The organism is Rhodanobacter umsongensis (assembly GCF_042654965.1).
GTDB lineage: Bacteria > Pseudomonadota > Gammaproteobacteria > Xanthomonadales > Rhodanobacteraceae > Rhodanobacter > Rhodanobacter umsongensis.
This window is the reverse complement of sequence record NZ_JBHSMK010000005.1, coordinates 120,410-132,894: the sequence shown is the minus strand read 5'-3', so window position 1 is coordinate 132,894 and position 12,485 is coordinate 120,410. Positions and strand designations below refer to the sequence as shown.

General features: G+C 65.6%; 7 protein-coding genes. 4 read left to right on the top strand and 3 right to left on the bottom strand.

Annotated elements, in window-relative coordinates:
• Positions 1-32: 32 nt before the first annotated feature.
• Complete coding sequence (locus ACFPME_RS09830) at positions 33-2,918, bottom strand: TonB-dependent receptor (protein ID WP_377304679.1); 2,886 nt, start codon at positions 2,916-2,918, stop codon at positions 33-35.
• Between the two features lie 469 nt (positions 2,919-3,387).
• Here ACFPME_RS09830 and ACFPME_RS09825 point away from each other — a divergent pair, with 469 nt between their 5' ends.
• Together ACFPME_RS09825 and ACFPME_RS09820 are read left to right on the top strand one after the other, a co-directional pair.
• Complete coding sequence (locus ACFPME_RS09825) at positions 3,388-5,010, top strand: alpha-glucosidase family protein (protein WP_377304676.1); 1,623 nt, start codon at positions 3,388-3,390, stop codon at positions 5,008-5,010.
• A complete protein-coding gene (locus ACFPME_RS09820) occupies positions 4,989-6,068 on the top strand; it encodes an alpha/beta hydrolase (protein ID WP_377304674.1) in 1,080 nt (359 codons plus the stop codon). The genes ACFPME_RS09825 and ACFPME_RS09820 overlap by 22 nt, the downstream gene beginning before the upstream one ends.
• A gap of 92 nt (positions 6,069-6,160) precedes the next feature.
• On the opposite strand, the gene ACFPME_RS09815 is transcribed toward ACFPME_RS09820, so the two are convergent.
• Complete coding sequence (locus ACFPME_RS09815) at positions 6,161-7,816, bottom strand: M28 family metallopeptidase (protein ID WP_377304672.1); 1,656 nt, start codon at positions 7,814-7,816, stop codon at positions 6,161-6,163.
• A gap of 305 nt (positions 7,817-8,121) precedes the next feature.
• Between ACFPME_RS09815 and ACFPME_RS09810 the strand changes: the two genes are divergently transcribed.
• The gene (locus ACFPME_RS09810; protein ID WP_377304670.1) at positions 8,122-9,288 is read left to right on the top strand and encodes a glycosyltransferase family 9 protein; all 1,167 of its coding nucleotides are present in this window, start codon (positions 8,122-8,124) and stop codon (positions 9,286-9,288) included.
• 72 nt (positions 9,289-9,360) lie between these two features.
• On the opposite strand, the gene ACFPME_RS09805 is transcribed toward ACFPME_RS09810, so the two are convergent.
• Entirely contained in the window at positions 9,361-9,795 is a 435-nt protein-coding gene (locus ACFPME_RS09805) for a PepSY domain-containing protein (RefSeq protein ID WP_377304668.1), read from the bottom strand.
• Positions 9,796-9,990: 195 nt separating this feature from the next.
• Here ACFPME_RS09805 and ACFPME_RS09800 point away from each other — a divergent pair, with 195 nt between their 5' ends.
• On the top strand, positions 9,991-12,477 hold the full coding sequence (locus ACFPME_RS09800; RefSeq protein WP_377304666.1) for a glucose/quinate/shikimate family membrane-bound PQQ-dependent dehydrogenase: 2,487 nt from the start codon (positions 9,991-9,993) through the stop codon (positions 12,475-12,477).
• Positions 12,478-12,485: the final 8 nt, after the last annotated feature.

The following is a 12,485-nucleotide window of genomic DNA, read 5'->3' as shown; positions in this document are numbered from 1 at the left end:
GGGCAGCGCTTGGCGCGATGCCCGGCCGCGGTTTACAGCGCGTAGGTGAAGCCCACGTAGTACTGGCGGCCGAACCACTGCAGGGTGCCGGTCTGCAACGGGCTGCCGAAATAGGTACGGGTCGGCTGGTCGGTGACGTTGTTGACCTGGAACAGCACGCTCATGCCGTTGTTGAACGCGTAGGAGGCCTGGAAATCAGCCACGGTTTCCGGCGCGTAGTACACGAGCTGGCTGTCGATCGCCATCTGGCTGGACACGAAGCGGCTGCGGTGACGTACCGAGAAGCGCGTGTCGAATCCGCCCAGGTTGTAGAACAGCGTGCCGTTGATCACCTTCGGCGACAGGCCGGGCAGGCCGATCTTCTGCGAGGCGCCGCCCAGGTTCGAGGTGGAGGTGACCGCGCTCTGCGAATACGAGTAGCTGCCGGCAAAGCCCAGCCCGGACCAGGCACCCGGCAGGAACTTCATGACCTGCGAGTAGCTCAGCTCCACGCCGCGCACATAGCCGCCCTTGGTGTTGTTGATCGCGGTCTGGTACTGGCCGTTCGCGTACGGCTGCTGGGTGGCGGGATTGATCGGCACCTGGATGCCGGCGGCGGCGAAGTCGAACGGGTCGATCGTGTAGTTCTCGATGAACGAGTCGATGTGCTTGTAGAACACCGCCGCGGAGAACGCGCCGGACGAATCGGGCAGGTAGTGCTCGAACGACAGGTCGTACTGCTTGGCGTAGAACGGATCGAGGAACGGGCTGGTGTTGCCCCACATGTTGTACTTGTTGCCGTCGATCCACGAGCCCGAGCCGGTCAGCATCTTGTTCAGCGGCGGCCGCGACATCACCTTGGCCGCGGCGAAGCGCAGCTGGTTGTTGTCGTCCAGGTGGTAGTTGAGGTTGAGCGAGGGCAGGTAGTCGGTGTACGACTTGCCGCGGCGCACGTGGATGTAGTCGGTGCTGGTCACGCCCACCTGGTCGGTGATGGCTTCGCCCTGGCCGCTGCCGATCTGCTGCAGGCCGTTGCTGTACTGCGAGGTGTGCACCACGCGCACGCCGATGTTGCCGGTGAGGCTGCGGTCGCCGACGCGGGTGTCGATGTCGGCCATCACGTAGCCGGACGAGATGTGCTCGTCCACCTCGGCGCTCTGGATCATCGTCCAGTTGTTCTGCCAGCTCTTCAACGGCGTCGGCGTGATGCCGTGGGCGGCCAGCACGGCGGCCGTGTTGATCGACAGGAAGCACGGGAAGCTGGACAGGTTGCCCTTGAAGCAGACTTTCTGCGCGTTGCTCGGATCCAGCGCCAACGGTTCCTGCCCTGCTTGATACTGGCCGAAATCGTTGCCGTATTCGAACGCGCTGCGGTCGGCGTTGTAGGTGCGCCGCGCATAGCGCACGCCGCCCTCGATCGCGGACAGGAAGCTGTTGTCGACGAAGTCGTAGCGCACGTCCGTCTTGAACGACTTGCTCTCGTCCTTGTAGTTGTATGGATACACGCCAGCCTTGCCCAGACCCATGCGGCTGAGGTCGGTGTAATCCTTGTTGAAGCTCACCGTGGCCGGGTTGAGGCCGTTCAACCGATAGTTGACCGATTCGTCATCGGCGACCACGGGGTGGGCCGAGTTGATGTTGTCGTAAAGCAGTCCCCAGGTCACGCCGTTGTAGAAGTCGCTCTTGGCGCGCGAATAGCCGACGTCGGAGGCGATCGTCCAGCCACCAAAGGTCCACTTCGCGTTGAGGCCACCTGACAGCACGCTGGTCTTGAGCGTGTTGTCGTCGCTGGTGGTTTGCACGGTGAACCACGGATCTTGGCGGGAACCGTCAGGATTGAGCCTTGGATTGCTGCTGACGGTGCCGCCGGCCATCGCGCCATTGGCGAAGATGAGTGGGTCGGTGATGTCGCCGTCGGACAGCGTCTTGACGCGGAAGCCCCGGCCGGACGAATTGTTCTTGAACTGCGAATAGAAGCCGTCGGCCTTCAGCTCGAAGCTGTCGTTCGGCTTCCACTGCAGCACGCCCATGTAGCCGTTGCGGCGAAGCATGCCGCCGTTCTGCTGCAGCTCGAAGCCTTCGCTGGTGTACTCGTTGGTGCCGTCGCCGTTGAGATCCTTGTTGCCGTTGTAGGCAAGGCCGTTGAACTGGTCCGCCACGTGCGGCTGGTACAGCGAGGCGAAGCCGACGGCCGCACCCAGCGTGTCGTTGAGGAACTTGCCCTGGAACGAGGCGCTGACCCGATAGCCCTTGGAATGGGCGCCCACGGTTTCATTGGCGCGGTCGTTGTAGCTGCCGCGCATGTTGAGCACGCCGGAATACTGCTTGGCATTGTCCAGCGGATTGGCCGTGTCCATGGCCACCGTGCCGGCCACGCCGCCCTCGATCAGCGACGCCTTGGGCGATTTGTACACGGCCGCCTGGGTGATCAGTTCGGACGGGTACTGGTCGAATTCGGTGACCCGGCTGCCGCTGGTGGCGGCCTGTTCGCGGCCGTCCAGGGTGGTCTCGATGAAATCGCCGGAGAGGCCGCGGATGTCGATCGCGCTGGATTCGCCGTCGATGCGTTCAGCCGACACGCCGGGCAGGCGGGTCAGTGCATCGGAGATGGATACGTCGGGCAGGCCGCCGATGTCGGCGGCGGTGATCACGTCCTGGATCGTGTCGGCATCGCGCTTGATGTCGATCGATGTTTCCACGCTGCGGCTGAAGCCGGTGACCGTGATCGCCTGCAGGTCCTTGGCCTGCGCATCCTTCTTGGCCTTGGCCTTGGCCTGCGCCGTGGATGTCGTGTTGGTGTCCTGAGCCGGGGTGTCCGGACCGTTGGTTTTCCCGCTGGCGTTGCTGCTGACCTGCGGCGTTGCAGCGTAGGACACCGAGGCGGCGCAGAAACCGACCGATGCCAATGCCAAGGCAAGCACGTTACGTTTGAGTATCACCGTTATCCCCTCCCAGGGTTACACGTCAAATTCTTTGATGGTTGCAGTCACCAGCCCCGACATCGCGACGGACCGGACTTGCGAGCGCGGCAGAACCGTCGACGTAGGCCATGGTAGGGCCGCCTCCGACAGGCCAGCCGCTTCCTGCATACGTATTCATTGTGCTGCTGTGCATCGCAAACCGGACGTCCGGCGCGCCGGAGCATTGGGCTGGTTCGCCGTGGCCCAACCCGATCACGCGCGGTGGAAGCGTGATGAGACGGTCATCCGCAACCATTCCGGCGAATTCCATATGGACGTCCAAACGTCGGATGCCTGCAGATGTTGCGCTGCGATAGGCGTTATCCATGAATACGTATGCAGCGTCGCGATGGCAGCCACATCCAGCCGGTAAGCTCCTCCGCAAGCTGCGAAAGCAACGCCTCGGGCGCGTCGTTTCGACTCGGGCCGGCATTTACGGGACATGCGAATGAGTGATGCACCCTGGTGGCGCGGAGCCGTCACCTACCAGATCTATCCGCGCAGTTTTCTGGACACCGACGGCAATGGCGTGGGTGATCTGCCGGGCATCATCGAACGGCTCGACTACGTGGCCAGCCTGGGTGTCGATGCGATCTGGATCGCGCCGTTCTTCAGGTCGCCGATGGCCGATTTCGGCTATGACATCGCCGACTATCGCGACGTCGATCCACTGTTCGGCACACTGGCCGACTTCGACCAGTTGCTGGCGAAAGCACATGGCCTGGGCTTGAAGGTGATGATCGACCAGGTGCTCAGCCACACGTCGGTGGAGCATGCCTGGTTCCTCGAGAGCCGCGAGAGCCGCGGCAACCCCAAGGCAGACTGGTACGTATGGGCCGACGCGAAGGAGGACGGCAGCGCGCCGAACAACTGGCTGTCGCTGTTCGGCGGCCCGGCCTGGAAGTGGGAGCCGCGCCGCGGACAGTACTACCTGCACAACTTCCTCACCTCGCAGCCGGATCTGAACTTTCATCACCCTGATGTGCGCGCGGCGATTCTGGACAGCGTGCGGTTCTGGCTGGACAAGGGAGTGGACGGCATCCGGCTCGACGCGATCAACTTCTGTTTCCACGACCGCGAACTGCGCGACAACCCGGCCAAGCCCAAGGAGAAGCGCGTGGGCCGCGGCTTCAGCCCCGACAATCCCTACGCCTTCCAGTATCACTACTTCAACAACACGCGGCCGGAGAACCTGGCGTTCCTGGGCGAGCTCCGGGCGCTGATGGACGGCTATGCGGACGTGGCCGCGCTGGGCGAGATATCGTCGGAAGACTCGCTGGCCACGATGGCCGAGTACACCCGCGCCGGTCGGCTGCACATGGGTTACAGCTTCGAGCTTCTGACCGACGATTTCAGCGCCGCGCACATCCGCAGCACCGTCCAGGCCCTGGAAGCGCAGATGGCCGAGGGCTGGCCGTGCTGGGCCATCTCCAACCACGACGTGGAGCGTGTGCTGACGCGCTGGGGCAAGGCGCGGCCCTCGACGCAGCTGGCCAATCTGCTGACCGCGATGGTCTGCTCGCTGCGCGGTTCGGTATGCGTCTATCAGGGCGAGGAACTGGGCCTGACCGAAGCCGACCTGCCCTACGAGGCGCTGCAGGATCCTTACGGCATCGCGTTCTGGCCGCAATTCAAGGGGCGCGACGGCTGCCGCACGCCGATGCCGTGGAACGATGACGATGTGCATGCCGGCTTCAGCCGCGGCATGCCGTGGCTACCGGTGCCGCCGGAACACCGCGCGCTGGCCGTGACACGGCAGGAGGCCGATCCCGGCTCGGTGCTGAACGGTTTTCGCGCCTTCATGCATTGGCGCCGATCGCAACCTGCGCTGCGCTGGGGCAACATCCGATTCATCGACACCGCCGAGCCGGTGCTGGCATTCACCCGCCATCTGGACGGCCAAACGATTCTGGTTGTGTTCAACCTGGCCGATACCGAAGTCGAGATCCGCCTGCCTGCCGCCTTTGGCAAGGTGCATGAGCTGGAGGGCCACGGCCTGCGTCCGGGTCACTTCCACGATGGCCAGTGGCGGTTGCCGGGGCATGGGGCGTGTTTCGCCAGGGTGGCGTGAAGCGCGTGCCACGCCGGCCGCGTTCTGTCGCAGCGCTGCTCCTGATCGCGATCGCCTGCACGGCGATGGCCGCAGCTCCTTCGGTGCCGCCGCGGACAAGTTCCCATCCTCCCGGCAACGCCCAAGGGGATGGCAACGCCCAAGGGGATGGCAGGGCTGAGGGGGCGCTTCACCTGCAACTCGACGCGCCGGCGTTCGCTCCCGAGAAGATAAAGCTCACCATCTACCTGCCGCCCGGCTACCGCCACGGCGCCCGCCGTTACCCGGTGCTGTACGCGAACGACGGCCAGGACATGGCTGCGGTGGGCCTGCAGCCGACGCTGGCCCGACTCTATCGGGGCCATGCGATCGAGCCGGTGATCGTGGTGGCGATCGACATGCTGGCGGACCGCGCCAGTGGCTACGGCCTGTCCGACCGGGCCAGCGCGCACAGCCTTGTCGGCGGCTCGGTGATCGGGCCGATCGGTACGCGCGCGCAGGACTATTCCGCCTGGGTGGCCGCTACGCTGGTGCCGTATGTCGACGCGCATTTCCGCACGCGCAGGTCCTCACGCGAACGCGCGATGCTGGGCTGGTCGCTGGGCGCGCTCAATGCGTTCAACCTCGGCTGGCAGTATCCGGAGGTGTTTGGCCGGGTCGGCGCGTTCTCGCCCTCGTTCTGGCTGGCCGCCGACCGCACGAGTGCCGGCACGGTGCAGCGCACCCGCCTGGCGCAGGCGATGGTCGATCGCGGTCCCCGACGCGCCGGCCTGAAGATGTGGGTCGCAGTGGGCACCGCGGAGGAAACCAAGGATCGCGACGGCGACCGCATCAACGATACCGTCGACGACGTGCAGGATCTGCTCGAAGGCTATCGCGGGACCGATGGCTTTCGCGCCCGCGGCCTGAAACAGCTCGGCTATTCGATCAACATGGACTATGCCGGGCACCCGTCGCGCAGGGCGGATGCCACGCTGTTCCGGTTGCAGGGCGGCGTGCACAACCAGGCGTCGTGGAAGCGGATGCTGCCGGTGTTCCTGCGCTGGGCCTATGGACGGCACCGGCAGAAGCCGCTGTAGGAGCCCGCTGGCGGGCGATGTTTCTGCTCGGAGATTCAAAGCAAGAGCATCGTCCGCCAGCGGGCTCCTGCATGCAGATGACGGACCTGTAACTATTTGCGCTGGGCAGCGCTGGCGTCGCGGATGCCGCGGAACTCGGAATCCTTGCTCCAGTCCGGCCACTGGTCGGAATTCGCCAGCTCGTTGCCGACGGTGTAGATCAGCTGAAGGTCGCGCGCCATGCCGGTGAATGTCCAGCTTGCCTGCCATTCGTCGGCGGGCTGGTGATAGCGCCTGGTGTTGTAGTCGTCCTCCGCCGCCTTGCCGGCAGCGAGGCCGCCATCGACCCAGTCATTGCCGGAGCCGAACGAGATCGCCGGTACGCCGCGCTTGGCGAACGAGAAATGATCGGAGCGGAAGAAGTGGCCGGCCTCCGGCTTCGGGTCGGCGGTGTAGCTCATGCCGTACTGCTTCGCTTCGGCGACCAGGTCGTCCAGCAAGCCGAGTTTCGCGCTGCCGGAGATGGTGAAGTTGCGCGCCGGGCCGTGCGGGTCGAGCGCGTCCATGTTGAGCACGCCCACGGTGGTGGCCAGCGGGTACAGCGGGTTGGCGGCGTAGTACTCGGAGCCGAGCAGGCCCTTCTCTTCGGCGGTGACGTTGAGGAATACCACCGAGCGCTCGGGTTTCGGCCCCTGCGCGAACGCCCGGCCCATCTCGATCAGCGCGGCGGTGCCGGCGGCGTTGTCGACGGCGCCGTTGTAGATGCGATCGCCTTTCGCATCCGGGGCGCCGACGCCCAGGTGATCCCAGTGCGCGCTGTAGATCACCGTTTCGTCCGGGTGCCTGCTGCCCTCGACGCGGCCCGCGATGTTGTGCGAGGTGATCACTTCGGAATCGACCCTGAAGTTCGCCGACAGGCTCTCGCCCTTCAGCACCACCGGCTTGAACGCACGGGTCTGCGCCTGCTTCTTCAGCGCGTCGAAATCGAGCCCGGCGCGCTGGAACATCTGCACGGCCAGGTCGCGCTGGATCCAGCCTTCCAGTTCCGGATGCACCGCAGCCGGCTTGTCGCGCACGATGTCGAACATCGCGTTGGTGTTGGAGTTCTTCACCGTGGCCCAGCCGTACGAAGCCGGCGCGGTTTCGTGGACCACCAGCATGCCCAGCGCGCCCCGGCGGGCAGCCTCTTCGTACTTGTAGGTCCAGCGGCCGTAGTAGGTCATTGCCTTGCCGCCGAAGTCGCCCGTGCCGGTTTCGAAATCCGGATCGTTGATCAGCACCACCGCGATCGTGCCGTGCAGGTCGATCCCCTTGAAGTCGTCCCAGTGCCGCTCGGGCGCGCTCACGCCGTACCCGACAAACACCAGTGGAGCGTCTGCGATCGCCACCCGGGTGGAACCATCCATCGGCGCGCGGATCGAGATCTGCCCGCCCTGGGTCAGCGCTTCACGTTTGCCGTCATGGCGCAACGTCAACGTCGGTGTGCCGACAATTGCGCTGCGGCGCAGTGGCACCGCCTGGGTCCAGGCACGCTTGCCATCCCTGAGGTCGCCGCCCGGCTGCAGGCCGGCGGCCTTCATCTGCGCCACCACGTAGTCGATGGTTCTCGTTTCGGCCGGCGTGGCCGGGCCGCGGCCTTCGAACGCGTCGGAGGACAGCGCCTTCACCTCGGCGGACAGGCGTTCCGTGCTGAAGGTCTGCGCGGTGCTGGCGGCCAGCGCCAGTGGACACGCGCCGATGATCGAGGCGCAGAGGAACAATCGCTTCATGGACAGCCACCGGTCGATAGAGAAGTTGGCCGATAGTAGTGAGCGCGCATGCGTCGGTCCATCCGCTCGTGGCGGGAAGCCCGCGGAACGTCCGTCGAGATCCGGGCGCGATTCTCGTTTGGACGTCCATATGACACGGGATGACGCGCCTCGGTGCGGTCGTGACGTGGCGCGATCGGCGCGGGCGCGGCGATTCATGAGAGTGGTGCTGATCCGGAGCCTGGGCGACGCCTGACGGAAGAGGGAAGGGTCCGTGAAAGGTGCCCGCCGTACCTTGCAGGGATGTTGAAGGTGCCGATCGCTCGATGAATGACGTTGCCGAACTTCCACAGGGCGAGCAGCCAGCGATCCATGCCAGCGCGCGACGCGGCGATGCGCTGCGGCATCGCGCCGTCGCCCTGCTATTTGGCCGCTTGTTCTCCGCCGTGGGGAGGCAGCTGTGTGAACCCGGAAAGCTGCCGACGCGTGGCATCCACCGCGTGCTGATCTGCCGGCCCAATCATCGACTCGGCAATGCCGTGTTGATCAGCCCCCTGCTGGCCGAGGTCGAGGCGCTTTATCCCGGAGCAGAGATCGATCTGGTCGGCGGCGGCGAAGCCGCACGGATGCTGTTCACCAACCGCTTTCAGGTACGCCGGGTCTTCTGCCTGCCGCGAAAGATCGCGCGGCATGTGTGGCAGACCATCGCGCTGCTGCAGCAAGTGCGGCACAACTCCTACGACCTGGCGATCGATGCAGGCAATGGCTCGCAGTCCGGTCGCCTGTTGCTGGGTATCGTCAAGGCTCGCTTCAAACTGGGCTTTCCGGATGCGCAGGCAAACGCCGACTCGCTATGGCACAGCCTGTCCTGGCCGGATCACCTGGCTCGTCGCAGCGTGTTCCTGCTGCGCACCGCGTATGCGGGAAAGATGGACCGGCCGTACGAAATGCTCAATCTGCGCCTGTCCGAGGATGAGCGGCAGCAAGCCGGCAAGGCGCTGGCCGCCGTTCTCGCGGGAACGCAGCAGGCAGTGGCCGGGCGCCCGGTTGTCGGCATATTCGCCAATGCCACGGGCGCCAAGCGCTACGGCGAGGCATGGTGGAAGGAGTTCATCGACGCGCTGCTGGCCGCGCAGCCGAACGTGCTGATCGTGGACGTGGTAGCCGAGCACGGTCAGGCGCAGCTGGGCGGGGACTTTGCGTCGTACTACACGCGCGACTTGCGTCGCCTGGCCTCGATGATCGCGAACATGGATGGTTTCATCAGCGCGGACTGCGGCGTGATGCATCTGGCCGTGGCCAGCGGTACCCCGACGGTCGGCCTGTTTTCGGTGACCAGTTCATCGAAGTATCGTCCGTACGGGTGCAGCAACACGGCGATCGATACCGGCGGCTTGAGCGCGACGGAGGTAGGGGGCATGGTTGCCGCCTGGGTCAAGCAGGCGCTGCCGGCCGGACGGCAAGCCTCGTTGCTGCTGGCACCTCGCCCATGAATCGGTGAGGTGCGGCCCGGCAGCATGGCGACGGCGCTCGCCGTCGCCATGCCCTGCGTATCCGGCCCGGGCCTAATCAGTGGCGATCACCTTGCCGGTGCTCGCATCGATCTTCAGCTTGACGTCCGCCCCGGCCGGGTTTTCCGCCTTGGCCTTCCAGATGCCGTCATCGAATTCGACATCGTGGACGTGGGTATAGCCCTGCGTTTCCAGTGAGGCGCGCACGTCTTTCTCGCTGAGCCGGGAGACCAGCTTGTTCGGGTAGACCTCGCCGCTCGCGGCGTCGATGCGCAGGTTGACACGCTTGCCGTCGGCACTCCTTGCCTCCGCGCGCCACATGCCGTCCTTGAACTTCACGTCGTGCACCTTCGTGTAGCCCTGTTCGGCGAGCTTGCTGTGCACCTGCGGCTCGGTCATCGCCTGCTGTGCCGCGGCAATGCCGGAAACACCCAGCGACAACGCGCCTAGTGCGAGGGCGAAAGTCAGAGATGTGATCGGGTTCTTCATGAAGCGTACCTCGTTGCCTGCGGGAAACCCGAGTCTTGGCCCGTGCATGCAAACGCGGGGTGAATCGTGGCGACGAGGCTGAATCGACGCTGACGTCGACAACACGCAGGCATGTGTCGTGCTACACACGACGCGGGCTTTGCGTGGCTGATGAAGACGTCGCGTCGAAGCCTGGCCGCCATCAACGAGATCGCCATGACACGACTGCCACGTTCCCGCCCGCTGCTGCCGATTACCGGCAGCGTGTTCGTTCTGCTGGGCCTGGCTCTCGCCATCGGCGGCGCCTGCCTGCTGGTGCTGGGCGGTTCGTTCTATTACCTGCTTGCCGGGCTTGGCATGGCCGTCACCGGCGCACTGTTGATCTTGCGGCGGCCCCACGCGATGTGGCTCTATGCGCTGGTGCTGTTCGGCACGACGGCATGGGCGTTGATCGAGGTGCGGCTGGATTGGTGGCAGCTGTTGCCGCGGCTGGACGTGGTTTTCGCGCTGGCATTGTGGTTGTGGCTGCCGTTCGTCAATGCCGGGCTGCACAGGGCGCCGGATGACGGTGATGCGATGTTGCGTAGCGGGCGCTGGGCGCTGGGCGGTGCGTTGTCGATCGCGGCCCTCGTCGGTGTCGCCGCCTTGCTGCAACACCCGCACGATCATCCGGGCGAATTCGCGCAGGCGCGCATGAACGCATCCGGCCCATCGCCGGTGCCGTTCACCGCTGCCGGTGACTGGAGCGCCTACGGCCACTCCGGCTATGGCGACCGCTACGCCCCGGCGCAGCAGATCAATCCGCACAATGCGGACCGTCTTCAGCTGGCGTGGACGTTTCATACCGGCGACTTCAAGGGCCCGGGCGATCCGCGGGAAATCGCCAACGAGGTCACGCCGCTGAAGGCGAACGGCATGCTGTACCTGTGCACGCCGCATGGCATCGTGATCGCGCTGGATCCGGATACCGGCAGGCAGCGCTGGCGTTACGACCCGAAGATCGACCGGCGGGCGAAGGATTACCAGCACATGATCTGCCGCGGCGTGGCGTATCACGACTCCGGTGCCTATGTCGGGCCGGATGCGGCGGCCTGGCTGCCGGCGGCGAGCGCGTCCATTGCCGCACCGGGCCAGCCGCCGCCCGTGCCCAAGGGCGCGTTGCCGATGTCGCGCATCCATTTCGAGGAATGCCCGCGACGCATCTTTGCACCGACGGCGGACGCCACCATCGTGGCGATCAACGCCGACACCGGCCAGCCGTGCGAGAGCTTCGGCGATCACGGCGTGATCGGGCTGTACGAACACCAGCCGATGAAGCAACGCGGTTTCCTCAATCCCACCTCGCCACCGGTGGCGACACGGCACGTGCTGATCGTCGGCGCCAGCGTCACCGACAACGGCTCGACCGACGAACCCTCCGGCGCGATCCGCGGCTACGACATCGATAGCGGCAGGCTGCTGTGGAACTGGGACGCATCGAACCCGGCCGCTACCGCGCCGCTGGCACCGGGGCAGAGCTACGTGCGCAACTCGCCGAACTCGTGGAGCGTGTCCAGCGTCGACGAGAAGCTCGGCCTGGTCTACATCCCGATGGGCAACCAGACGCCGGACATGTGGGGTGGCCAGCGCGATCCGCAAGGCGAGCGTTTCAGCAGCGCGATCGTGGCGCTGGACATCGCCACCGGCGAATTGCGCTGGGTTTACCAGAGCGTGCATCACGACCTGTGGGACATGGACATCGGCGGCCAACCCAGCCTGGTCGATCTGGATACGCCACGCGGAAGGGTGCCGGCCTTGCTCGCCTCGACCAAGCGCGGCGACATCTACGTACTCGACCGCCGCGACGGCAAGCTCATCGTGCCCGCGCCGGAGCAGCCGGTGCCGCAGGGCGCAGCCAAAGGCGACCATGTGTCGCCGACGCAACCGTTTTCCGCCTTGTCGTTCAAGCCGCCGACACTGCGCGAGCGCGACATGTGGGGCACCACGCCGTTCGATCAGCTGTTCTGCCGCATCACGTTCAAGCGGTTGCGCTACGAGGGCATCTTCACGCCGCCATCGGAGCAGGGGTCGCTCATTTATCCGGGCAACCTTGGCGTATTCGACTGGGGCGGCATGGCCGTCGATCCGGTGCGCCAGCTGGCCGTTCTCAATCCGGACTACATGGCCTTTGTGTCGAAGCTGATTCCACGCAGCAAGTTTGACGCCCCTGGTGGCCCGGGCAGCGAGCAGGGCGTGCGCCCGATGACCGGCACACCATTCGCGGTCGAACTGCATCCGCTGCTGTCGCCGCTGGGCATTCCCTGCCAGGCGCCGCCGTGGGGTTATCTCGCGGCGATCGATCTGAACACCATGCAGCGGGTGTGGATGCATCGCAACGGCACGATCCAGGACCAGGCACCGTTCGGCATGCCGTTGCCGCTGGGCGTGCCCAGCCTTGGCGGACCGATGACCACGGGCGGCGGCGTGGCGTTTCTCAGCAGTACGCTGGACTACTACCTGCGCGCATATGACGTGCGTACCGGCAGGCAACTCTGGCAATCGCGTCTGCCGGCCGGCGGCCAGGCCACGCCGATGAGCTACGTTTCGGACAAGACCGGTCGCCAGTTCGTGGTGGTGATGGCCGGCGGCCACGGCTCACTGGGCACGAAGATGGGCGATTCGCTGGTGGCGTATGCATTGCCGGCCGCATCGCCACCGAAGTAGCCGCGGCC

Excerpts from the sequence above, each read along its gene's own strand:
- ACFPME_RS09825 (WP_377304676.1), top strand. The coding sequence starts at position 3,388 with ATGAGTGATGCACCCTGGTGGCGCGGAGCCGTCACCTACCAGATCTAT.
- ACFPME_RS09815 (WP_377304672.1), bottom strand. The coding sequence starts at position 7,816 with ATGAAGCGATTGTTCCTCTGCGCCTCGATCATCGGCGCGTGTCCACTG.
- ACFPME_RS09810 (WP_377304670.1), top strand. The coding sequence starts at position 8,122 with ATGAATGACGTTGCCGAACTTCCACAGGGCGAGCAGCCAGCGATCCAT.
- ACFPME_RS09805 (WP_377304668.1), bottom strand. The coding sequence starts at position 9,795 with ATGAAGAACCCGATCACATCTCTGACTTTCGCCCTCGCACTAGGCGCG.
- ACFPME_RS09800 (WP_377304666.1), top strand. The coding sequence starts at position 9,991 with ATGACACGACTGCCACGTTCCCGCCCGCTGCTGCCGATTACCGGCAGC.